Source organism: Reichenbachiella ulvae (genome assembly GCF_025833875.1).
GTDB classification, from domain to species: Bacteria; Bacteroidota; Bacteroidia; order Cytophagales; family Cyclobacteriaceae; genus Reichenbachiella; species Reichenbachiella ulvae.
This window is the reverse complement of sequence record NZ_JAOYOD010000001.1, coordinates 2,625,477-2,649,574: the sequence shown is the minus strand read 5'-3', so window position 1 is coordinate 2,649,574 and position 24,098 is coordinate 2,625,477. Positions and strand designations below refer to the sequence as shown.

The 24,098-nt window shown below is 40.9% G+C and carries 19 protein-coding genes; 7 read left to right on the top strand and 12 right to left on the bottom strand.

The genetic code is table 11. The features are described from left to right. Positions 1 to 4: 4 nt before the first annotated feature. The 3 genes from N7U62_RS10485 to N7U62_RS10475 form a co-directional block, all read right to left on the bottom strand. Positions 5 to 394 (bottom strand): response regulator, encoded by a 390-nt coding sequence (locus N7U62_RS10485; RefSeq protein WP_264137918.1) that lies wholly within the window; start codon positions 392 to 394, stop codon positions 5 to 7. A gap of 168 nt (positions 395 to 562) precedes the next feature. Beyond that, positions 563 to 2,626 (bottom strand): methionine--tRNA ligase, encoded by a 2,064-nt coding sequence (metG, locus tag N7U62_RS10480; RefSeq protein ID WP_264137917.1) that lies wholly within the window; start codon positions 2,624 to 2,626, stop codon positions 563 to 565. A 117-nt stretch (positions 2,627 to 2,743) separates the two neighbouring features. Further along, a complete protein-coding gene (locus N7U62_RS10475) occupies positions 2,744 to 4,378 on the bottom strand; it encodes a hypothetical protein (RefSeq protein ID WP_264137916.1) in 1,635 nt (544 codons plus the stop codon). 110 nt (positions 4,379 to 4,488) lie between these two features. On the opposite strand from N7U62_RS10475, the gene N7U62_RS10470 reads away from it, so the two are divergent. After that, on the top strand, positions 4,489 to 5,229 hold the full coding sequence (locus N7U62_RS10470; protein WP_264137915.1) for an SH3 domain-containing protein: 741 nt from the start codon (positions 4,489 to 4,491) through the stop codon (positions 5,227 to 5,229). A gap of 50 nt (positions 5,230 to 5,279) precedes the next feature. Here the strand turns inward: N7U62_RS10470 and N7U62_RS10465 are convergent, their stop codons facing one another. Both N7U62_RS10465 and N7U62_RS10460 read right to left on the bottom strand, forming a co-directional pair. After that, positions 5,280 to 5,993, bottom strand: coding sequence for a LytR/AlgR family response regulator transcription factor (locus tag N7U62_RS10465; protein ID WP_264137914.1), 714 nt, complete (start codon positions 5,991 to 5,993; stop codon positions 5,280 to 5,282). A 2-nt stretch (positions 5,994 to 5,995) separates the two neighbouring features. Continuing rightward, on the bottom strand, positions 5,996 to 7,072 hold the full coding sequence (locus tag N7U62_RS10460; RefSeq protein WP_264137913.1) for a sensor histidine kinase: 1,077 nt from the start codon (positions 7,070 to 7,072) through the stop codon (positions 5,996 to 5,998). Positions 7,073 to 7,356: 284 nt separating this feature from the next. Here N7U62_RS10460 and N7U62_RS10455 point away from each other — a divergent pair, with 284 nt between their 5' ends. The 5 genes from N7U62_RS10455 to N7U62_RS10435 all read left to right on the top strand — a co-directional run bounded on the left by N7U62_RS10455 (position 7,357) and on the right by N7U62_RS10435 (position 17,184). Continuing rightward, a complete protein-coding gene (locus N7U62_RS10455) occupies positions 7,357 to 10,446 on the top strand; it encodes a SusC/RagA family TonB-linked outer membrane protein (RefSeq protein WP_264137912.1) in 3,090 nt (1,029 codons plus the stop codon). Between the two features lie 20 nt (positions 10,447 to 10,466). Continuing rightward, positions 10,467 to 12,020 carry a SusD/RagB family nutrient-binding outer membrane lipoprotein gene (locus tag N7U62_RS10450; protein WP_264137911.1) on the top strand — a complete coding sequence of 518 codons (1,554 nt, stop codon included), beginning with the start codon at positions 10,467 to 10,469 and terminating at the stop codon, positions 12,018 to 12,020. 342 nt (positions 12,021 to 12,362) lie between these two features. Further along, positions 12,363 to 14,315, top strand: coding sequence for a glucosamine-6-phosphate deaminase (nagB, locus tag N7U62_RS10445; protein ID WP_264137910.1), 1,953 nt, complete (start codon positions 12,363 to 12,365; stop codon positions 14,313 to 14,315). Positions 14,316 to 14,396: 81 nt separating this feature from the next. Then, positions 14,397 to 16,202: a sodium:solute symporter family protein gene (locus N7U62_RS10440; RefSeq protein ID WP_264137909.1), complete on the top strand. Its 1,806-nt coding sequence runs from the start codon at positions 14,397 to 14,399 to the stop codon at positions 16,200 to 16,202. 4 nt (positions 16,203 to 16,206) lie between these two features. Then, complete coding sequence (locus tag N7U62_RS10435; protein ID WP_264137908.1) at positions 16,207 to 17,184, top strand: ROK family protein; 978 nt, start codon at positions 16,207 to 16,209, stop codon at positions 17,182 to 17,184. 28 nt (positions 17,185 to 17,212) lie between these two features. Here the strand turns inward: N7U62_RS10435 and N7U62_RS10430 are convergent, their stop codons facing one another. The 3 genes from N7U62_RS10430 to N7U62_RS10420 form a co-directional block, all read right to left on the bottom strand. Next, entirely contained in the window at positions 17,213 to 18,283 is a 1,071-nt protein-coding gene (locus tag N7U62_RS10430) for a tetratricopeptide repeat protein (protein WP_264137907.1), read from the bottom strand. A 75-nt stretch (positions 18,284 to 18,358) separates the two neighbouring features. Then, a complete protein-coding gene (locus tag N7U62_RS10425) occupies positions 18,359 to 18,523 on the bottom strand; it encodes a hypothetical protein (RefSeq protein ID WP_264137906.1) in 165 nt (54 codons plus the stop codon). Positions 18,524 to 18,706: 183 nt separating this feature from the next. After that, positions 18,707 to 19,246, bottom strand: coding sequence for a mitochondrial ATPase complex subunit ATP10 (locus N7U62_RS10420; protein ID WP_264137905.1), 540 nt, complete (start codon positions 19,244 to 19,246; stop codon positions 18,707 to 18,709). Positions 19,247 to 19,381: 135 nt separating this feature from the next. Here N7U62_RS10420 and N7U62_RS10415 point away from each other — a divergent pair, with 135 nt between their 5' ends. Beyond that, the gene (locus N7U62_RS10415) at positions 19,382 to 19,879 is read left to right on the top strand and encodes a DUF4494 domain-containing protein (RefSeq protein ID WP_264137904.1); all 498 of its coding nucleotides are present in this window, start codon (positions 19,382 to 19,384) and stop codon (positions 19,877 to 19,879) included. A gap of 25 nt (positions 19,880 to 19,904) precedes the next feature. Here N7U62_RS10415 and N7U62_RS10410 read toward each other — a convergent pair whose 3' ends face one another. Genes N7U62_RS10410 through N7U62_RS10395 form a run of 4 tightly spaced genes read right to left on the bottom strand, consistent with a single transcriptional unit; the run spans position 19,905 to position 23,871 of the window. Beyond that, positions 19,905 to 20,831, bottom strand: a complete 927-nt coding sequence (locus N7U62_RS10410) for a rhomboid family protein (protein WP_264137903.1) — start codon at positions 20,829 to 20,831, stop codon at positions 19,905 to 19,907. Between the two features lie 17 nt (positions 20,832 to 20,848). After that, positions 20,849 to 21,622 (bottom strand): rhomboid family intramembrane serine protease, encoded by a 774-nt coding sequence (locus tag N7U62_RS10405; RefSeq protein WP_264137902.1) that lies wholly within the window; start codon positions 21,620 to 21,622, stop codon positions 20,849 to 20,851. A gap of 18 nt (positions 21,623 to 21,640) precedes the next feature. Further along, a complete protein-coding gene (gene mutL / locus N7U62_RS10400) occupies positions 21,641 to 23,512 on the bottom strand; it encodes a DNA mismatch repair endonuclease MutL (protein ID WP_264137901.1) in 1,872 nt (623 codons plus the stop codon). Beyond that, entirely contained in the window at positions 23,512 to 23,871 is a 360-nt protein-coding gene (locus tag N7U62_RS10395) for a hypothetical protein (RefSeq protein WP_264137900.1), read from the bottom strand. The genes mutL and N7U62_RS10395 overlap by 1 nt, the downstream gene beginning before the upstream one ends. Positions 23,872 to 24,098 lie beyond the last annotated feature (227 nt).

Genomic DNA, 24,098 nt, shown 5'->3' with positions numbered 1-24,098 from the left:
GGTACTAAACGTCCAGCTCTGTTAATGCTTCATCGACTGCTTGCTGAATCTCAGTGATATCAAAAGGCTTGGTGAAAAATCTATGGATCAGTTTGTTTTCCAATGCATCTTCGATTTGCTCATTGTAGTCAAATGCCGTTAAGATGAAGTAGGCAATATTCTTGAACTTGGACTTTGCTTTGGTGATGAACTCGATACCATTCATAGACGGCATACGCATGTCACTGATCACAACTATGATTTCATCATGGTGATTTTCCAGCTTTTCTAAACCTTCGGTACCCGATAGGGCAGTTACTACTTTGTATACCGACTCAAAGCTTTTTTCGAAGAGAAATAAATTCAGCTCTTCATCATCAACATAGAGTACGGTTATCTCTTTTTTATCAGTCATAATTAGTTTTAAGCACCTTTTTTACTGCTGGTTGGGCGTTTTAAACTGTAATAGTTGTGTGTTTGGAGACACAATATTAACACGTTTCATCTAAAGTTAAGGTTTAATTTTCAATAACACACGTATCCTGTCATTTTTGGATACGCATGTCATTACATCAATTGTACATCAACTGATTTGCGATCCGTTCTGTACTACTTCATTGGGCTGAAGCAGTTTCAAACTACCATCTCCGTCCTCTGCCATTAAGATCATACCCTGAGATTCTACTCCCATGATTTTTCTTGGCGCTAGATTTACCAGTACAGTCACCTGTTTGCCAATCATTTCCTCAGGAGAATAATGCTTTGCAATACCGCTCAAAATAGTTCTTTGATCGATTCCAGTATCTACTTTGAATTTGAGGAGTTTGTTTGATTTAGGAACTGTCTCCGCCTCCAAAATTTTACCGACTCTTAGATCCATTTTCATGAAATCGTTGAAGTCAATGGTTTCTTTTTGTTCTTCGATATTTTCAGCTGTTTGTGTCACAGGTTTTGAGTTTTGAAGTTTTTCGATTTGCGCCTCGATTACATCGTCTTCGATCTTTTCGAATAGCAACTCGGCTTTTTCTATATTCTGTCCATTGAAAAGGAGATCAGCTTTGCCAGCCTTGTCCCATTCTTGAGTATCCAGATTCAGAAGTGTTGCCAGTTTTTCGGCAGTTCTTGGTAAAAATGGTACTGATAAAATGGACAAATTAGCAGCTACCTGAAGCGAAATATTCAAAATCGTAGCAGTACGTTCCTGATTCGTCTTGATTAGCTTCCAGGGCTCAGTGTCTGCCAGATATTTATTACCCAATCGGGCAAGGTCCATTAGGTGAGCCAATGCCTCGCGGAATCTGAACTTTTCAATGCTTTCCGAAATTCGTGCTGGGAAGGATTCTATCTCTTTGATCACTTCTTTGTCCAGTGCTTCCAGCTTGCCTAGTTTGGGCAGTTTGCCATCAAAATATTTGTGGGTAAGTACAATCGCTCGATTGACGAAGTTGCCATAGATAGCAACCAGCTCACTATTGTTTCTGGTTTGGAAATCCTTCCAGGTAAAATCGTTGTCCTTAGACTCAGGCGCATTGGCACAGAGTACATAGCGAAGGACATCTTCTTTCCCCGCAAAATCTTCAAGGTACTCATGCAGCCAAACGGCCCAATTTCTTGAGGTTGAAATTTTCTCTCCTTCCAGATTCAAAAATTCATTTGCAGGTACATTTTGAGGAAGGATGTAATCTCCATGAGCATGCAGGATGGCTGGGAATATGATACAATGGAATACGATGTTGTCTTTTCCAATGAAATGGATCAAACAAGATTCATCTTCTTTTTTCTTATTCGCTTTCCAGTAGTCTTCCCAGTTTTTACCATTTTGCGCTGCCCATTCCTTGGTAGCAGAGATGTAGCCAATAGGCGCATCCAACCAAACATACAATTTTTTTCCTTCCGCATCTGGTAGAGGCACATCCACACCCCAGTCGAGATCTCTGGTCATGGCTCGAGGTTGTAGACCTTCTTTGAGCCATGAGCTGCACTGGCCGTATACGTTAGGCTTCCATTGCCCTTTCTTTCCTTCGATCAACCATCTTTCTAGCCAGGGTTGATATTTGTCTAGCGGTAGATACCAATGCTTAGTCGTTTTTAATATCGGCCTTTTACCACTGAGCGTTGAGACAGGATTGATCAAATCTGTGGAATTGTGTGACGTGCCACACTTTTCACATTGATCCCCATAGGCCCCATCAAATCCGCAGTTGGGACAGGTTCCGGTGATGTAGCGATCTGCTAGAAACTGGTTGTAATCTTCGTCGTAGTATTGCTCCGACGGCTTCTCGATGAATTCACCTTTGTCATACAGATTAGTGAAAAACTCCTGAGAAGTTTCGTGATGAATAGGAGCAGATGTACGATGATAGATGTCAAAATCAATTCCGAACTTTTCGAATGTGTCCTTATTGATTTGGTGGTACTTGTCGATGATCTCCTGTGGAGTAATGCCCTCCTTTTTGGCTCGCAAAGTGATCGCGGCACCATGCTCATCGCTACCACATACATAAGTTACGTCCTTGCCTTTGTTTCGCAAAAATCTAACATATATATCAGCAGGCAAATAGGCTCCTGCTATATGGCCAATGTGTAATGGCCCGTTGGCATAGGGCAGGGCCGAGGTAATCGTATATCTTTTGTATTCTTTTTGCACGTATCCGTTTTTTCGGCAAAGATAGAAAGATTAGAAAGTTAGTCGACCTAAAAATCAAGAAGATGTCAGAATGTTGAGCTCTGAAAAACCCACTATGATGTAAACCCGTTTTGGCGGTTATTTTTTTAACTCCAGATTCTTTTTGCTGAGCATTAGCATCAGTTCCCCGGCATCCGGTCCACTACATTCTATCAGTAAGAAACTATCTCCTTGCGGGATGGCCAAAAAGGTGGATGATTCGTTTGTGGCCTCATAGCTGATATTTGGCAAATAGCTATTGAGACTCACGGTGCTGCTACCAGAAAGCGCTTGAAGATAATTGATCATAAGAGCTTCGTTCAAAAATGGTGGCGTGATATAATCCATCTGGATATGGTTTTGGCCATCGGATAGCAAAAGGAAGTTTGATCCTAATTGCGTGCTATCCGTTTGGTTGACGAAGTTTTTTGGAATATTGAAACTAAGACCTAATCCTCTAATGAAATAATCGCCTTTGGCCTTGGTTGATTTGACAGGTTTGCCATTTCTTAGATAATTGATAACCTCGATTTTTTTTAGTTCAGGTTGAGCAAAGAATTCTAAAACTCCATTCTTTAAACCGCTTTTGGCAATAGGGAGGTAGAGACTGGAGTTTATTGGGCTGTATTGGATAGGGTGAAAGATTTGCCACTCGTCACCGATACCAATTTCTGTCCAATAGCCGCTGATCCATTTGCCATGCTGATAGTAGTAGCCATAAACCAACTGAGAAGGCAAATCTATATTTCGAGCCAGTTTGAGCAATTGAAAGGCAGGATTGTTCAAATCTTGCTCGCGGCAATATTTCGTCAATTCTACGGCCATTTCCAGTTGTAAAATTAAATCCATGGTGAGCGAATCGGCTATGCTGAATAGATCGAGATCATCGCTGTTGACCCATAGATTAGAAGCCGTTAATTCTGCCAGAGCAGAGCTGTCCCTTGGTAAGGGATGGAACATGTTGTCTGTAAGAGTCACGGTCTGACTTTCACCATTTTCATATGTAGTTTTCAACTCCACTGCATTGATGTTTTTAGGATCGGGCAAGAGTAGGTTGGAAGCAATGGTTTTTTGCTGTGATTTCAAATCGATCAGGGAAATAAGGCTATCACGAGCTTGAACCTCCCTGATTTCCAGGTAGCCCATAGCGCTTTCTTGCGCCGCACTTAGCAGTTCGAAATTCCTATCCATCAGACTGATGATGGGGCCTAACCCTGAGATGGAATCTTTGACAACCCAGAGTTTTTTTGCATTTAGTATCTTTTGATCCAAAAGGACTCTATTGAGTCTTTTGATTTGGTTATGTTCTGTAGAGTAGCTCCAGAACTGCAAACTATCTCCAGTCTCCTGAAGAGAATCTGAACTCACCCTCCGAATACCCTGAGGGCCCAAGGTTTGCATTTCAATAGGATTGTCCAAAGAGTACTGTGGGTTGAAGAATCTTTGGTAGCTAGGATTTCCATCTTGCAGTTTCATTTCACGATCCACGTAAATCAATTGACCATCGCTGTCTTCGACGAATTGAGTTTTTACTGAATAAGTGTTGCTGTCCTGGAGGGTGATAAACTCGAGTTGGATCTGACTGGTAGTGACAATGCTATCACTGAAGTATTCGGTTTTTTCTTCCAGGCTGCCTGCATTTACATGATTGATGTCAATGGAATAGCGCGAAATCTGACCATAGGACAAACTGCTGATAAGGGAAGTAAGAAGTAGCAAAGAGAAGTTTCTCATTGTTGATGGATTGGTATCGGGGGGTAAGATAAGAAAAGATGCTTTTTTGGAGAATTTCGTTTGAAAGTATCCTCCTTTTATAAGTATTTATATATTTGAAAGAAAAACCAATGACAAAATTTACATCTTTATTATTACTACTAGCACTACTATACAGTTGTACACCAAAAGAAGCTCAAAATACCGAAACTGCTGAGACAGAGGAAGCAGAGGTTGAGGCTTCAGAACTGATCGCTGTATGTGTATGGGATGGGGTATCTGTGCGAGAAACTCCAGGCCCAAAGAAAAAATACATCACCGCATTGAGCGTGGGAGAATCTCTAACCTACCTGGGAGAAGACACACTTATAGACGAAAGAACCTATTCTAAAGTGAAGCTGAATGACGAAAAAACAGGTTGGACCATGAAAGATTTTTTGGTTTTGGAGGCGACACCTGCCGTTGTTCTTCGAGAAACGAGCATCTATTCCAGACCTGATCTATTGACCAAGAAGGATGAATCATTTGCCAAAATGGACATAGTGGCCAGTACAGAGACAGAAGGGGATTGGATCAAAATCCGTGGAAAAAGAACAGGTGGCAAATGGATGGATGATGGTTGGATTAAGAAGGAGAATCTTTCTTATGATCAAATAGATATTGCGACTGCTAAATTTGCCCAAGAAGCATTGAGTCTCGAGGATAAAGAGTCCAAAATAGGGAGCTTGAAAGAAATTATCGAAAACACGGATCTGAATGGTTCGAAGTTTATTGCTGGTTTGGTTGTAGAGTTAACGAAGCTAACGGAAGAGGATGAAGTAATGGAAGAAGATATTCCAGAAACGGATTCCCTGGCAATGGATGAGGAATGATTCTCAAAGCATCACAATGAAAAAGCCTTGCACAAAAGTGTGAGGCTTTTTTATTGTCCTAGTAAAAGGTCTTTGACCTCCTTTTGATAATTGCGACCTATAGGCAGTAGCTTATCGCCAACTTCCACCTGATTGCCATCAATGACTTTAACTTTTTTGATGGCGATGATGTACGAACGGTGTATTCGGATGAAATCGTCCGGTGGCAAGAGATCTGCTACACTCACCAGATTATTGTGATTGATCAGGTTTTGATCGTAAGTTTTGATGCGGATGTAGTCTTTCAGGCTTTCGATATATAGGATGTCATCCAGGTATACTTTCACCATTTTTTTATCCACCTTGAAAAAGACATGAGCCTTTTCGCCCTCGACAGGAGCACTTTCTGTTTTATTGATCTTTTTCTCTTCCAATCGTTGTTCGATGCGATTGATGGTTTTCATGAATCGCTGGAGTGCAAACGGCTTAACCAAATAATCCACCACGTCCAATTCAAAGCTTTCCACCGCATATTCTCTGTAGGCAGTGGTGATGACGACCATTGGTGGATTTTTCAGACTCTTTAGAAAATCTAAACCTGTCATTTTGGGCATGTTGATGTCCAAAAAGATAACGTCTACTTCCTTTTTGGAGAGCAGGTTGAAACCTTCGACTGCATCCTGCGCAGTGCCTACCAATTCAAAGTTCTTGAAGTTAATGAGGAAATTTTTGATGACATTGATCGCCAACGGCTCGTCATCTATGATCAGACATTTGATGCTCATAATTACTCAATCGGAATTTTCAAGATAATTTTATACTTATCATCAGACTCTTCGATATCGAGCTGATGCTTTTCTCCATAGACCAGGTTCAAACGTCGGCGAGTGTTGGCCATACCTACGCCATGTTTGTAGTTTTCCAGCCCATTGTCAACTTCTTCGTGTTTAGGCTTCAAGTTTTCGGTGGAAAAGGTCAGTATATTATCCGTCACATCCAAAGAAATGGTAATCGGGATCGTGTCGCTATCGACTTTAGTGCCATGCTTAAAGCTGTTTTCAATAAAAGGAAGAAGTAAAACAGGGGGGATGATATGTCCTTCGATATCTCCTGAGATTTGCAGGTCTACTTCCAGTCTTTCGCCATAGCGGAGCATTTCCAGATCCAGATAGTTTTGTATGTGCTGGATCTCATTGATCAGTGGTACACGTTTTTGTTTCGCATCGTAGATCACATAGCTCATGAGCTCCGATAGCTTTAGGACTGTATAGGGTGCTTTTTCAGATTTGTCCAGAGTCAGTGAATAAAGGTTGTTCAGTGTATTGAAAAAGAAGTGAGGCTGAATTTGAGATTTCAAAAAGGCCAGTTCAGTTTCCAGGTTGGTTTTTTCTAGCTCGTTGGTTCTGTTTTTGGCACTGATCCAATCTATGGTGATCTTGACAGAAACCGCCACTGCTACCACATAAAGCTCTCCAATAAATACATCTGCCACATAGACAAAATCGAATAGTCCGATATCTGTCCGATTGGCCTCCTTATATATATCAGTCGTTACCGCGAAGAAGGTAATGATAATCTTGATATAGGAGATGAAAAGAGTAACTCCAATGAGAGCCACTATAAACCAACCGATTTTTTCCGGAAGCAATCGCGGCATCAGGAAGTAGACGGTAAAGTAAACCAGTGCAATGTGCAAGGGGAATTCTACCAAATTGGATTTGAATGAATAAACGTAATCATCGAAGAAGCTACCCCAACGAATCCAGTTAAAGGCAAAGTATATGGTCCAAAACAGCACATGCTGAACTATCGGGTTTCGAAGAAATCCCAGATAGGAGGGCATATTTAGCGATTGATCGTTCAATATATAAATGTTAGAAGTAGCCAAATTACGAAATTATGGTTCAACGAATTCTTCTCTCATGCATAATAATTACTTAAAATATGTTTTGTGATAGAAATCGCTAATTGGCTTGTTTTCATCGATTAATAACAAATCAGAGTGCTGAAATTGCGGGTAAGAGAAGAATTATTGCATTCGGGTGAGATTTGGTGTCGTTGAGCTAAATAATTGTAGACTTCATGATTTAGTAACGAACATTAGATTGTTAAAATCAAAAACGATTACTAAATCAAATTTATTTATCTATGATTAAAAGGTTACTAATATTGAGTTTGGCGATCTGCACGGTGTTCTTCGTGCAAGCCCAGACTCGTACGGTATCTGGTACTGTGACCGACTCAGCAGATGGGTCTCCACTACCAGGAGTAAATGTACTAGTGAAGGGAACTTCGACTGGTACTGTGACAGACATCAATGGTGCTTATTCAGTAGAAGCATCGGCTAGTGATGTACTTGTATTTTCATTTATTGGTTATGCTTCTTCAGAGCAAACTGTAGGTGCAAAATCTACTATTGATTTTGCTATGTCAGCTGATGTATCTGAACTAGACGAAGTGGTGGTAACTGCTTTGGGTATATCTAGAGAGAAAAAATCCTTGGGTTATGCTGTGACAGAAGTAGGTGGAGATGAAGTGACTGAGGCGAAAGAGGCCAACTTCGTTAATTCATTGAGTGGTAAAGTAGCTGGTCTGCAAGTTTCGCAAAATGCTGCTGGAATGGCTGGATCAAGTAGAGTGGTTCTTAGAGGTAACTCATCGCTTACCGGTAATAACAACGTACTTTATGTTGTAGACGGTTTGCCAATTGATAATACAAGTAATGGTGATCAGGCTGATGAATATGGTAATGGATTGGACCTGGGTAACGGTGTGTCTGATATTAACCCTGAGGACATTGAGTCAATTTCAGTACTTAAAGGTGCTACTGCAGCAGCTCTTTACGGTTCTAGAGCCACTAATGGTGTGATTTTGATTACCACAAAAAAAGGACGTTCTGGTAAAGGTCTTGGAGTATCTTATACTTCCAACTTTGTAATGGATGAAGCTGCATACTTTCCGGAACTGCAAGACGAATACGGTCAAGGATATGATGGGACCATCCCAACGGATATCAACGTGTTAAGAACTAATGGATCTTGGGGAGAAAAGCTGCAAGGTCAAAATGCTTTGTTATGGACAGGAGAAGAAGGTGCTTATAGTGCGCAACCAGACAATATGAAGGATTTCTTCGATCTGGGTACTACTTGGACTAATACGGTTGCAATCGATGGTGGATCAGATGCCGCTACCTATCGCTTGGCCTATACTAATGTTTCAAACAAAGGTATTGTTCCTAATTCTGAGTTGAAGAGAAACTCTCTGACATTGAGAGGAACTGCAAAACTATCTTCAAAGCTATCTGCTGATACTAAGGTGACTTATGTGAATCAGGAGGCTACTAATCGTCCAAGCATGTCAGGATGGGGTGATAACGTTATGTTGAATTTGGTAAATATGCCAAGAAACACAAGCCTTAGCGATTTAGAAAATTACATGAATGAAGATGGATCTGTAAGTGTGCCTGTTAGCGCATATGGAAACAACCCATATCATACCGTCAATGAAAATGGAAACAGCGATACTCGCAATAGAGTGTTTGGTGTGGCTTCATTGAACTACAATTTGACGGATTGGATGAAACTAATGGTTCGTGGTGGTACTGATTATACGGCCCAGCAGTTCAAATCATATACAGCATCATCTCACCCATTTTATGCTGAAAGATTAGAGGACGTACTTTATACTTCTCAAGAGTCTAATTATGACTTCTTAGTTTCTATCAATAAGGATATCAGCTCTAACTTCAGCGTTGGAGTGAATCTTGGGGGTAACATCAGAAAAAACAAAAGAACAGTAACAGGCTATGTAGGTTCTGGATATGTGTTTGATGGAATCTATAACATTTTGAATACCAAAACTAAAACGGTAAAAGAAACTGCAGGTATCTACGAAAAAGAAGTTCAGTCTCTTTATGCAAGTGGTCAGTTTGGATTTTTGAATGCGATTTTTGTTGATTGGACAGCTAGAAACGATTGGTCTTCAACATTGCCAGAGGATAACAATTCTTACTTCTACCCATCGATATCTACAAGTATTGTAGTATCTGATTTGGTGCCTGGATTGAGTAACAATGTTCTTTCAATGCTTAAAGTAAGAGCTTCATTTGCTCAAACTGGTAACGATACTGATCCTTACAATCTGTCTAGCAATTATGTAGTTGATTCTAATCCATATTTGGGATTGAATACAGCACATACTCCTACTACATTGAATAATGCCAATTTGAAGCCTGAGTTGACTAATTCAATTGAAGGAGGGATCGATGCACAATTTCTTGGAGGTAAAATTGGCTTAGATTTGACTTTTTATCAGAGTACAACGAGTGATCAGATCATTCCAATAGGTACGGCGACTGAGTCGGGGTATTCGAATAAAATCATCAATGCTGGTGAGGTTGAAAACAAAGGTTTCGAATTAGGGTTGACCGCAACTATCATAGACCGTACAGATTTTACATGGAAATCTAGGTTGAATCTTTCTTCTAACGAGACATCAGTAATTGAACTAGATCCTGCAAACGGTATTGAAGTATTGCCAATGGCACCAGGAGGTGGAGGAGGAGTATTCTTCGTCAATGCAACTGCCGGTGGAGGATATGGTGAAATTGTTGGTTTCGGATACAAAAGAAATGAACAAGGACAAATTGTTGTAGATTCTGAGGGGCTACCATTAGCTGCAGATGAGAGACAATCTTTTGGCGATTTTAACCCAGATCTATTGGGTGGATGGTCCAACACTTTAACATATAAGAATATTTCTTTGGACTTTCTGATCAACTTTAGACAAGGTGGTAAGATCATGTCAGTAACTGCGGCAACTCTTGATGGACAAGGTAATAGTGCCAGATCTTTGGAAGGAAGAGATGGTGGTATTATTGTTCCAAATAGTGTGACTGAAGCAGGAGATCCTAATACTACTTCTGTTTCTGCTCAGAGATACTGGGGATCTAGCTATGGTTCTAGACAGATCATTGAAGACTATGTGAAGGACGGCGATTTTATCAAGTTTAAAGAATTGACTCTTTCATATAGACTACCTAACTCATTGACTGATAAGACTCCATTTAGTAATGTGAAATTAGGAGTAATGGGAAGAAACCTATTCTTCATCTCAAGAGAGATCAAAGATTTCGATCCAGAGGCCTACTCCTATACCAGCGGCAATGCTCAAGGTATTGAGGCTTATGCCTTGCCTGCCACCAGAAGCTACGGATTCAATCTATCTGTTAATTTCTAAGACATTAAAAGAATTTAAAGATGAAAAGAATATTAATAATAATACTTACAGGCATTGTCATTGCGTCATGTACCAATGATTTGTCTGAGCTGAATGTAAACCCTAATCAACCAGGAACAGGGGCAAGTACAGATCTAGCACCTTTGTTGACCTACCTGGAGCGCCATACATTTGCAGAAAGCAGATACAACACCTGGAGAGGGAACTTGATTTTCGGTTCTAGATTTGGAGATCAGTGGTCATTTGGGTTTTCAGGTACTTGGTTTGGCAATGCAGCTGGTTTTGGATACAATGCGGGTTGGACTGATGCTGCATGGGATGATCCATATAGCAAAGTTCCGGCTACTTTGAAGTCATTAATAGATGGCACTTCTGAAGGAGCTTCTGCAGAAAACCCAGCAGTGAATGCGGTAGCTAGAATCATTAGTGGATTCTTCTTTCAGAGAATGACTGACCAATTTGGTTCTATCCCTTATACGGAAGCAGGGACAGGAATACCAACACCAGCATTCGAGTCTCAGCAGGCTATTTATTCAGCTATTATGACTGATTTGGGGGATGCGATCGAAGTGTTGAAAAATGCAGGGCCTACTCACGATTATGCAGGTCAGGATATAGTATATAATGGAGATGTGTCTAAATGGATCAAGGCAGCCAATACATTAAGATTGAGAATGGCATTGAGAAGTAAGGATGCTCCTGGCAATATATCTGATCAGGTAATCGCGGCAGCAATGGCAGAAGGTGAGTTCTTGAGCGATGCTGAGGATATCTTCCAGGTTAGTCGTGATTATAAGAATGCGGATGTATTGTTCAATGGTTACAGCGATATTTGGCATACGTTTGCTGGATGTTGTGGACCTGCTGCTCAATGGGTGCTATCTAATACCTTGGTGGATAAATTGAAAGCGGATAACGACCCAAGATTGTTTGTTTATGCGCAACCAATCGAAGGAGGTACCGAAGGTGTGGTTGATGATTATGTAGGATCTGTAGTGGCTTCTAATGCAGATTATTCTAACGCTGTGACCTTTGATAGCTTCTCTAAACCAAATGCTAGAGTTTACTCAGAAGGCGAAGATGTATTACCATCTATCATCATGACGCCAGCAGAGGCTGAATTGTTGCAAGCAGAAGTGGCTCTTGATAATGGGAATATGGCTTTGGCTGCTACTCACTTCCAAAATGGTATCAGAGCTTCAATGGTTCAGTGGGAGGTGCCAACTGCTGATATTGACGCTTATCTTGCTGCTACTACACTTAGCACTGACGCAGCGACAGCATTTGATCAAATTGCTATTCAAAGATGGTTAGCCGCTTATACATATGGATATGAAGTTTGGTCAATTGCAAGAAGAATGAAAGTAGCAGAGCAACTAGGGTTTGAAGAAAAGCCATTTACTGAAGGTGGAGTTTACGGTAACTCTGCCGGAGGAGCAGAAAATGTCCTGCCAAAGAGATTGAAGTATGCTACCAACACAGTAAACCTTAACTCTCAAGGAGTGGCTCAAGGTAATGAGTTCAATGGCGGACCTGATATGATGACTACCAAGGTCTGGTGGGATGTTGATTGATGATACCCCTATTAGTTATTACTAATATTTATTAGAGTTTATAAAAAGAGTCGTGTTTCGCGACTCTTTTTTTGTATACTTGCATGTAATTGTGTGCGGACACAAATGGTTTAATGGCTAATTATTGGTCCGTTTAGCTTTAAAAGCTCACACTTTAGCTAATAATTTTCGCTGAGATGTAGCGTCGAACTACTTTAGAGTACATGATAGCAATACATGCTTAGTTAATAGTAATAGTGAGAAAAGCAGGGCCGGGTTTGAGCGTGAGTTAGTTCAATCAATAGTCAAAATTGTCAACTTGAATCCGGCTCGTTTTTCGTACATTTAATTCGGTTTGAAAACATGATTACATTAGAAGAGAAGCCTAAAATGAAAAGAATCAGTAAAAAGGAGTGGAGTACGATCGAAGCGACCAAGTTCGAAAAGATTCACTCAGAGGTCTTTGGTGATGCCGAAGAAGCTTCAAAAATCGTAGCGCATGAAATTGCTGCCTTGATTCGATACAAAACAGAGAAGAATGAAAAATGTGTGCTTGGCCTAGCCACTGGTTCCTCTCCCATCAAAGTATATAAAGAGCTGGTTCGCCTTCACAAAGAAGAAGGATTGAGCTTCAGAAATGTGGTTTCTTTCAATTTGGATGAATACTACGGTCTGGACAAAAGTGATGTGCAGAGTTATATCTACTTCATGCACTATCATCTTTTTGATCATGTAGATATCCTGCCAGAAAATATCAACATCCCTAATGGCAAGGTGCCATATGAGCACATGTCTGAGGCTTGTTTGCAATACGAAGAGAAAATTGAAAGCTACGGTGGTCTGGATTTTCAGCTATTGGGGATTGGACGTACTGGTCACATTGGTTTCAACGAGCCGGGATCTAAAATCAACTCCTTGACCCGAATGATCACCCTGGATCATTTGACTATTCAGGACAATGCTTTTGCGTTTGATAGCATGGCGGATGTGCCGACCAAAGCAGTGACCATGGGAGTGGGAACGATCTTGAAGGCCAAGAGAATTGTCATTCTTGCCTGGGGTATGAAAAAGGCTGAAATCGTAAAGAAGACTATCGAAGGAGAGATGTCGACTGATGTTCCTGCGACTTTCCTTCAGGAGCACAAAGATGTGTCTTTTGTTATGGATGTATCGGCTTCTACGGATCTGACCCGTTTCAAGACGCCATGGTTGGTGGGTGAATGCGAGTGGACCGAGGAGTTAAAGAAGAAGGCGGTCGTTTGGTTGAGCCAAAAGGTAAATAAGCCGATCTTGAAACTAACTGACAGAGATTACAATGACAATGGAATGTCCAACATCCTGGGTGAAGGGGGCTCTTATGCTGTCAATATCAAAATGTTCAACCACTTTCAGCATACCATCACAGGATGGCCTGGAGGGAAGCCGAATGCCGATGATACCAATCGTCCAGAACGAGCTACGCCAGCCAAAAAACGAATTATTATTTTCTCTCCACACCCTGATGACGATGTGATCTCAATGGGAGGAACCTTCCTCCGTTTGGTAGATCAGGGACATGAAGTGCACGTGGCTTATCAGACATCTGGAAATATCGCCGTGGCTGATCACGAGGCGTATCGTTTTGCTGAGTTTGCCAAGAATCTCTATGAGTATGTGGCAGGAGATAAAGCGGATGATAAAGTTTTCGATAAGCTGTTCAAGCAAATGAATGCGGGAGCTAAAAAAGAAGTGCTACCTGTAGAAGTTCGTAAAGTGAAAGGGCTCATCCGAAGAGGAGAAGCGATCAGTGCATGTAGATACTATGGTATCCCTGATAATCAGGTGCATTATTTGGATCTTCCTTTCTACGAAACTGGCAAGGTGGAGAAAAACCCATTAGGTAAAGCGGATGTGAAAATTATCAAGGATTTGATCGAAGAAATCAAGCCTCACCAGATTTACGCTGCAGGAGATTTGGCTGATCCGCATGGTACACACGAGGTTTGTCTCAAAGGGATATTTGCCGCTGTTGAGGAGTTGAAGAAAGAGAAATTCATGAAAGATTGCTGGATGTGGTTATATCGTGGGGCATGGCACGAATTTCCAATCGACGAAATTGAGATGGCCGTACCTATTAGTCCAGAGGAGCTGATGAAGAAGAGAGTCGCGATCTGGAGACACCAGTCTCAAAAAGACGGAGTGGTATTTCAGGGAGATGATGACAGAGAATTTTGGCAGAGATCCGAGGACAGAAATCGCCAAACTGCTCGGGAATACGATAAACTAGGCTTGGCTGAATACGAAGCGATAGAAGGGTTCGTTCGCTATCATTTCTAATTGGAGCATTTCCACAAAAAATGAGCGAAGCATCCACCTGTTTGGATTAGGTTTGAAGCAATTAATATTGAAGAAAATAGTATGTTATTACAAACGATAGATTGGGTTATCATTGGGATATTTTTTGTGATCGTGCTTGGGATTGGCTGGGTAGCCTCCCGTACAGCAGGTCAGAGTTCAAGTGAGTTTTTTCTGGGAGGTCGTGGGATGCCCTGGTGGTTACTAGGTATTTCTATGGTAGCTTGTACTTTTTCAGCAGATACCCCCAACCTTGTCACTGGATTTGTTCGCGAGAATGGAGTGGTTAAAAACTGGGCATGGTGGGCTTTTCTGATTACAGGTATGGTGACTGTGTTCATCTATGCCAGACTTTGGAGAAAGTCCTCCGTCAATACTGATCTCGAGTTTTACGAAATCCGATATGGAGGTAAATTGGCCTCCTTTCTAAGAGGCTTTCGTGCGATCTATCTCGGTATCTTCTTCAACTGCCTCATCATGGGATCAGTGACGCTTGCTGCCATCAAAATTGGTGGCGTCATGCTTGGTCTTGAGCCTTGGGTGGTAGTGGTAGGCGCTTCTATCGTCGTAGTGGTTTATTCTGCTCTAGGTGGAATCAAAGGCGTAGTTTGGGCTGACTTTTTTCAATATGGAATAGCAATGTTCGGTGCAGTATATGCCGCATATGTTGCATTGGATCAGCCAGAGGTGAATGGATTGACTAATTTGATCACTCACCCAGCTGTAGTAGACAAGTTAAACGTAATTCCGGATTTTTCAGATCCTTCTGTTTGGGTGCCTCTTTTATTGTTCCCTATTGCTGTGCAGTGGTGGGCTGTTTGGTATCCGGGTGCAGAGCCTGGTGGGGGAGGTTATATTGCCCAGCGTATGCTTTCAGCGAAAGATGAAAAAAATGCAGTAGGGGCTACCTTGCTTTTCAACTTTGCACACTATGCGTTGAGACCTTGGCCCTGGATCATTGTGGCACTCGCTTCGATTATCATTTATCCAGATATGGCTTCTATCCAAGCGGAATTCCCAAATATTGATCCTACCTACCTGAAAGATGATATTGCTTATCCTGTGATGCTTTCTAAGTTGGGTACCGGTTGGTTAGGGCTTGTGGTAGCTTCTATAATTGCCGCCTATATGTCTACCATTGGTACGCATTTGAATTGGGGCTCTTCATATTTTGTGAATGATTTTTATAAGCGATTCGTTAAACCTGAAGCGACTGATAAGGAAATGGTGGCCATGGGCAGAATTACTACAGTGGTACTGATGATTTTTGCAGGTACCTTGTCGCTGACTATTCTTGATAATGCAACTGATGCTTTCAACATATTGCTGTTGTCAGGTGCAGGTTCGGGAGCTATTTATTTGTTGAGGTGGTTCTGGTGGAGAATCAATGCCCTCACTGAAATAGTGGCGATGATCGTTGCTACGGTATTGGCCGTGATTCTTACACTTTTTGTAGAGGATGCAACTGTTGCGACTGATATTCTGGATGGAATGACCATGAAGATTCTTATCACAACTGGCGTGGTGACTGTGGCTTGGTTGATGACTGCTCTGCTTACTCCTCCAGAGGATAAGGACGTTTTAAGGGCTTTTTACAAATTGACGAAACCAGGAGGTCCAGGATGGAAAAAAGTAGTGGAACAGGCCAAAGCAGATGGGCAGCCATGTGATGATGACGAGGGAGTGACCTGGCAAATGCCGAGACAAGTCTTGTTGATATTCCTAGGTTGTACGGTTATTTATTCTTCCTTGTTTGCCATCGGAGGTTTCGTTTATTCCAACTATACGCAGGGTATTTCTTTAGGAATTGTTGCAGCACTTGGGACTTTCGCTTTACTCAAAACAGTTAATAAACTAAAGCTGAATTAGAAGGATGGTGAAGGTAGTAGCTGGAGTCGATATAGGCGGAACAGGAACAAAGTTCGGTCTAGTCGACCCTAATGGGGAAGTTCTGTCTGAGAGCAAGATGCCTACCGCTGTGGGAGGAACTTTTGAATGCTTCGTGGAGAAGCTAGCCGAAGAAATTCAAATGATGCTTGCTGATACAGGTTTTGAGTTAGAAGGAATAGGTATAGGTGCTCCAAGTGGTAATTATTACACCGGTAATATTTCAGGTGCATCTAACCTTCCATGGAAAGGAGATTTGCCCATGGTGGATGAAATGCTGAAGCATTTCGAGGTACCTATTGTTCTTAGCAATGACGCCAATGCCACCGCCATGGGTGAGATGGTTTTTGGTGGCGCGAAAGGAATGAGGGACTTTGTCATGATTACCTTAGGTACTGGATTGGGGAGCGGAATCGTGTCAGGTGGTCAATTGATCATTGGTAGTCAGAGTATGGCTGCAGAGCTTGGGCATGTTTTGGTTCATTCGGATGGAAAGGGTAGAGCTTGCAACTGTGGAAGGAAGGGGTGTTTGGAGACTTATGCTTCAGCCACAGGTATCAAGAAAACCATGATCGAATTATTAGAAAGCAGTAGAGAGGAGAGTCTACTAAGAAATGTTCCTATAAATGAGATCAGTTCAAGAATGATTGCCTCTGCTGCACAGAAAGGAGATAAGTTGGCACTTGAAGCTTTTGACTATACGGGGAGATTGTTGGGCGTGCAGTTGGCCAATATCGTATCTGTAATGAATCCAGAAGCCATTTTTCTTTTCGGTGGGTTGTCTCTTTCGGGGGATTTGATCTTTGATACAACCAGGAAATACATGGAGCAGAATCTGCTTAGTATTTACAAAGGATCGGTTAAGTTGTTGCCTTCACAGCTTGGAGCTCAAGGAGCTGCTATAGTTGGTGCTGCTAGTCTGGCACACCAACAGAAGGATTATTTACACTTTGAAATTAGTTAGTTTTATATGAGAGTTGAGTGAAGGTGGTCTATATGGCCACCTTACTTAATTGATAAGCCTCTTTTCTTTCGTTCAGCATCCGCTCCAATTCTTCGTAGTGCAGCTGGTTGTGATATTCCGCTTGATTGGTTTTGCCTAATTTGAATTGCACATCACTCAAATCCTTGAAAACGTTTACAGATTTTTTATTTCGCTTGTTATTATGGTAGTAAATTAGGGCTCTTTTTAGATTGTTCTCTGCCTCGATTAAATCATCTGTATCACGGTATATTCTTCCCAATAGATAATAGCTGGTAAAGAGATGTTCCTCTATATTATTTTCTCTTTTTAATTTTAAAACTTCTAATGCATGGATTTTAGCACTCGAATAATCTTTTAAAAAATACTCCGTTTCTCCCAAGCCTTGAAGAGCAAAGGCTTTTCTTCTAGGGTTGTTTTTAGCATATTCATTGTCTAAAGATTCTACGAAATATTCCTTTGCCGCTTCAAAATTTTTAGTTTCTAGCATTAGATTGCCTAGATCGGCTAGACAGTAAGATTCATATTTTAAATCTTCGAATTTAGAAGCATACTCTAAGGCTTTGTAGTATGATTTGATGCAATCTATATTGTCGGATTGACTTTGATTGTAAGCTAAATTGTAATAGACAACAGGAAGTCGCTTACTATTTGCTTTCTCATAAATATCGATAGCTTCTTTGAAATATTTGATTGCGGCTCCATGAGTTTGTTTTTTTTCAAAAATTAGACCTACCATATTATAGGCTCCTGCAATCAAAGAGGGATTTGACTTCTCTTTATTTTCGATTGCCTTTGTATAATAAAAGTATGAGGAGTCTAAATTTTCTAATTCAAACCAACTGTAACCAATTATGCTATTAGCGTAGGATAGGTTAACAGGGTTTTTGGAAATTTCAATTATCCTTTTAGCAAAGAATATAGCGGAATCATATTGTCCTTTGTTAAGGAGTTCTTTTGATGCATTTAAACTTTCAGGAAGATTAGCTTGTGGGGAAAATGGGCTTAACTTAAAAGTCACCATACCTATCCCAACTATTATTAACAGTAATGGAAGTATAAGTAAAAATCTTCTTCTCATAACAATAAAGATAAACCAAGTTAAGCATAGTTGCTAACCTAATTTATCTTTAATGTCATCTATTTCAATAGCGTTTTATTCGCCCAATTCTGGTGGGGTTTTTCCTTGGTCTCTATCTCCAGCAGAATATTCAGCTTCCTCTATATCGATTTGAGGAGCAATAATGTCTTCTTCCTGGCTACAAGCTGATACTAATGTTAATAATGAGAATGCTACGAATAATGCTTTGATAAATTTCATCTGATTGACTTTTAGTTAGTTAATAAGCAAATATGTGTATTAAAATTGAAAATCACACACAACGGTAATAAAAAGTTTCAATTTTTTAATGATTTTTTTGGTCTATTGGATGATAGTTTGCGTTTGCGCATAAAAAAACCGGCCATAAGCCGGTTTGGTGGTCGATAACATGTTTTTTACACCTTAATTCAAGGATGGAGCCAATGCGTTGATGATTTCCTGCATTTTACGATCGGTATATTCGCCACTGGTGGCATGGATGATTTTCCCTTCCGGATCTACGACATAGAAGTATGGTCGTTTTGCATCATCGAACTCCAATTTTGTGCGGTACTCAACTAATGTACCTTCATAGAATAATACATGCGGCTGGATTCTTGGGTCTACCGTTTCTTGTACTTTTTTCATCACTTTTTTATAGGCAGGTCTTTTTGCTCCGGTAAACATGGGTATGAAGAACGCATTGATGTCATAGTTGAAGCTAAACAAATCCTGAGGCTCGCTGATGAAGTGGTTGTAAATGGGGCTGAACCAATGTGTAAGGTCCTCTTCCGCCTTCTTCGAATAAGCCAGACACAACAGTGAATATTTGCCTTTGATGTCTTCAGGAATACTGATGATATTATGGGTGAGTGATTCGGTTTCCATGTCAGGAAATGCGTCCCCTACTTGCGCAAAGGTTGTGAAAGAGGTAAGTAGTAAGAATAAAACTATAAGTCTCATAGCTGCATATTTTTTATGTATAAAGACCAAAAATATAAAAAGTTTTACGATGCTTCGATTTTATTAGAATTTACTGAGGCTAAGTTCTACTTTTGGCGTCCTGAAAAATGTTTAATCAACAAAAGAAAGAAGAGAATGAAAATCTGGTATTCATGTAAAGTGAAGTATGGTAAGGTTAATGATGAAGGTATCATGAAGCAAACTACGGACGTGTTTTTGGTGGATGCCATGAGCTACACAGAGGCCGAATCACGTATATACGAGGCGATGGAACGGGATATCAGTGGGGAATTTGCTGTCAATAGCATTACCAAAACCAATATTGGTGAATTGGTACATCTCGAGGAGGCGGATTACTGGTACAAGGCCAAAGTGACTTATTCCACAGTAGATGGTGATAGTGAAAAGGAGGTGAAAGTAAATACTTACTTTTTGGTAAATGCAGAAGATGTGAAACAGGCTTTTGATAGGGTAAGTGAAAGCCTGAACTCCATGCTTGTACCTTTTGAAATCCCTTCGATTGCTAAAACTAACATAGTGGAAGTATACCCATATGATGAGCAAGAAGAGAAAATTCCTGACAACCTAAAGCCCTTGGCTGAAGTGGAAGAGGAAGAAGAAATGGAATCTTAAGGTTTCAAAAGAAGCCTATTAAACATCAGCTCTTCTTGCTTGCATTGAAGAGCTTTTGTTTTTCCTCCTTGCTTAAACTTTCGTAACCTGACTGAGAAATCTTATCCAATATTGCGTCGATCTCGGCTTGATCAGCTATGTTTTGAGCTGTGCCGGTATTGCTACTGGTTTTGCTGGATGAATTTCGGCTTGATTTATTGCTCCTCTTGTGCGTGACTTTAATTTTAGGCTGCTTGATGAAAAGGCTTTTAAAGAAGCGCATTATCCCTCCAATCCATAGGCCCCAGTCATTGCCAGATTGTAGTTGTTTGATATAGAGGTAGCCCATGAATGCACCACCTAGGTGGGCTATGTTTCCTCCTGCATTTCCTCCTACGGTTCCCAAAAAAGAGATAAGAATGTAGAACCCTGCGATGTATTTAATTTTTACTGGTCCTAAAAACATTAAGTAAAAAGTGTAATTAGGAAGTAAGGTTGCTGCTGCTACGGTGATGGCATAGACTGCAGCTGATGCTCCCACCATACCTGGGAAGTTGGATCTTTCTATATAATAAGGAATCAAATTGTATACGAAAAGGTACAGCAGCCCTCCAGCTAATGCACCCATGACGTAAAGATTGATCAGTTTTTGATTGCCTAAATATTCTACGATCAATTTACCAAACCAGTATAAAACCAGCATGTTGAATAGGATATGGAAAATGCTATGAAGGCTATGGGCAAAAGCATAAGTGATGAGTGTCCAGGGACGCATCAAAAAATCACTAAATAGAGGAGGGATGGTGAATTGATCGTAAACGAAGTTAGATACCACTTCTACTCCCATGATCTTGCCGAAGATGTTGAGTACGGCTAGAACCAGAAAGATTACAATATTGATAATAATAATCTGAGGTAGCGCATTATTAGGGCGCTTCCAGGCATTCTTAAAATCATCTAGCAAATTGTCCATAGATTTTTTCTTACTACTTAATAAAAATCGCGGCCCTTTCTGGCCCAATACTTCAGGATGATAAACGCAATGAGCATACCACTGAGGTGTGCCAAATGGGCTACATTGTCTGTTCCGCTACGATTTATCTCCGAATATAGTTCATATGCGCCATAGAAAAACACCAAATACTTCGCTTTGATAGGGATAGGAGGGAAAAGCAGCATCAGCTGGGTGTTAGGGAATAGCATCCCGAAGGCCATTAGAATTCCGAATACAGCACCCGAAGCACCTACCATTGGGATGTTACTCATGCGTTCGTAGATAGAACTTACGATGTTTACAGCCTCACTTTGATAAGAAAGGTTGTTAGGGTTGTCATAATACTCATCTGCAAAGTCTCCAAGTTTCACCAAATTGTATCCCACATCATAATTGTGTACATAGATGTAAAAATCTTCAGGGTTCGGTTCATTCATGAATTGCTCAGTGTCTGCACTCAGGCTTCCTTTTTCGATGGTGTCAGCCACACCGTATAGCAGTCCTGCACCTATCCCTGTGATCAAATAGAAAATGAGAAACTTCTTTGATCCCCAGACTCGCTCGAGCATCGGACCAAATATCAGTACAGCAAACATGTTGCCGAATAGGTGTATGAAACTGGCATGCAGCCACATGTAGGTCACATACTGAAAGATGAAAAAATGATCAGAAAATATATAGTGAACCCCAAAGAGTTGGGATAAGTTAATATTCAAAAACGAACCGATTAAGAAAATTCCGGCATTGATGACCAGAATGTTTTTAACCATTGGCGTAAGATTAAACATCTATTTGTATTTAAAAAATTCGACTATTTTTTCGAGCCCCAAGATAACAAAAGTAGGTGTACCATTAGGCGCATAATTAGGCTGGTTGCAAGCAAACAAACGATCGATCAAGGTATTGAGTTCGAAGGTTTCTTTAGAAATTTTGCTTCTGCTGGCAGCACGTTTCGCCATCGAACGGGCGATATTTTCCTGTTTGTCTAAAGAAAGCTCCGATTTATTGAATTTGAATTGCTCAATTAGCCCCTCGAAAAGCTCTTTTTCATTGATGTTGTGAACATCTGCAGGCACTCCATTGATTGCAATGCATTTGTCACCAAAGACTTCAAATTCAAAGCCCAGTGCAGCTATTTCTTCTTCCAGTTCCATGACCAGTGAAAAATCTCCCGGGCTTAGCTCCAACTGAACGGGAAACAAGCTTTTTTGTGTGACGCCTGCTTTGTTTTCTACTGACCCTAAATATTTTTCGTACAAAATCCGCTCATGAGCTATCACTGCATCTAGAATCATCACCCCGGATTTGACCTGTTTCATGATGTACTTTTCGTGCATCAGTACTGGTTGCGAAGTGCTTTTGTTTTCTGCATTTGGAGAGGACAGATCAGATTTGATTTCGATCTGTACTTTTTCCGTTTGCTCATCAGGGGTGCTCTGGTCAAAACCTGCCATTTCTTCCTGCCTGATCTCGGCGGGGCTTAGGGATGATTCGTTGATGGCACTTTCGTAGAGGTTATCCCAACGTACAGATTTACCCTCCTGCTTGTCCAGGGATTTGAAACTGCTGTAGTTACTGTCCTTTTTGTGATTTTGAGGATTGAAACGCTCTGTATGAACGGCGAAGTTTTCGAAGTTTACGTCCATGTCAAAATCCAGCGATGGCGTGACATTGTGTGTGCCCAGGGCTTGTTTTACAGCAGATTTGATGATCCCATATACACTTCTCTCGTCCTCAAATTTGATTTCTGTCTTGGTAGGGTGTACGTTGATATCAATTTTGGAAGGATCCATTTCGATAAAAAGCGTGTAAAAGGGATGGCAGTCATCCTTCAGCAGCCCTTCGAATGCACCCTGAACGGCATGGTTTAAATATCCACTTTTGATAAAGCGATTATTTACAAAAAAGAACTGCTCTCCACGTGTCTTTTTGGCATGCTCTGGTTTGCCGATATAGCCAGAAACTTTGAACCATTCGGTTTCTTCCTGACAAGTGATTAATTGACTTTGGTAGTTTTTGCCAAACAGATGGACAATGCGCTGACTTAACTTACCCGCTGGTGCATTGTAGATTTCTTTGTCATTTTGGGTCAGACTAAAGGCAATCTGAGGATTGGCCAATGCCACACGATGAAACTCGTCCAAAATGTGTCTCATCTCGACCGGGTTACTTTTTAGGAAATTTCGACGAGCAGGTACGTTATAGAAAAGGTTTTTTACGGCAATAGAGGTTCCCTGCGGTACTGCATCTGGTCCCTGGCTTTTAATCTCAGAGGCTTCAATCAAAATAGAAGTCCCCAGCTCCGCTTCGGGTCTTTTGGACTTGAGTTCTACTCTGGCTACTGCTGCTATTGATGCCAATGCTTCGCCTCTGAAGCCCATGGTTCGAATGTTGAACAGGTCATCGGAGTTGGTGATTTTAGAGGTAGCGTGTCGTTCGAAGCTCATGCGAGCGTCGGTTTCAGACATGCCTTTGCCATCGTCTATGACTTGAATCAAGTTTTTCCCAGCTTCGGATAAGATCAGCTGAATCTTTTTGCTATCAGCATCTACACTGTTTTCCAGCAATTCTTTGACCACAGAGGCGGGTCGCTGCACGACTTCTCCGGCAGCTATTTGGTTGGCTATCGCATCGGGCAGTAAGTGGATGATATCTGACATTAATCTCTAGGCGCGTTTCTTTTTCTGAGGCGAAAATAGAAATATAATGGGGAGAGTAGTAGGAAAATATAGAATACATCATTGCCCAAAAACCACCATCCCAAAAGCAGTGCAAACAGGCCAACCGCGATACCTAGTTGAAGTACAGAAGTTTGGCTGGACTTTCTCTCTCTCTTTCTAAATGCAGCGGAAATACTGGATTGGTAAAAAGTAGGATCTTCGCCAGAATCTTTTTGGTTTTGTCGCTCCCTGGCAGCTTTTAATTTGCCCTGAATTTCTTCTTTGATTGGATCGTAGTATCTGGGCTCGAAATGAAAACGGCTGTATTTTGAGGTTTTTATGAATGAAGGAAATTTCATGCGTCAATATTTAATGTCTTTCCAATTATGCCTAAATAATTAGATGCTAGCTCAAAAATAATCAAAAACTGTGCTAGGTGTCTCTATCAAAAATATTGAATTAACCCAAGCGGTTCCATAATTTGAAGACTTGAATTACGTTAAAGACAGAAATGGCATTGTTTGTGCAAGTAATGAGAAAGATAGCTTGATTTTGAAACAAATTGTCTTTCTTTACTTCCAACCCA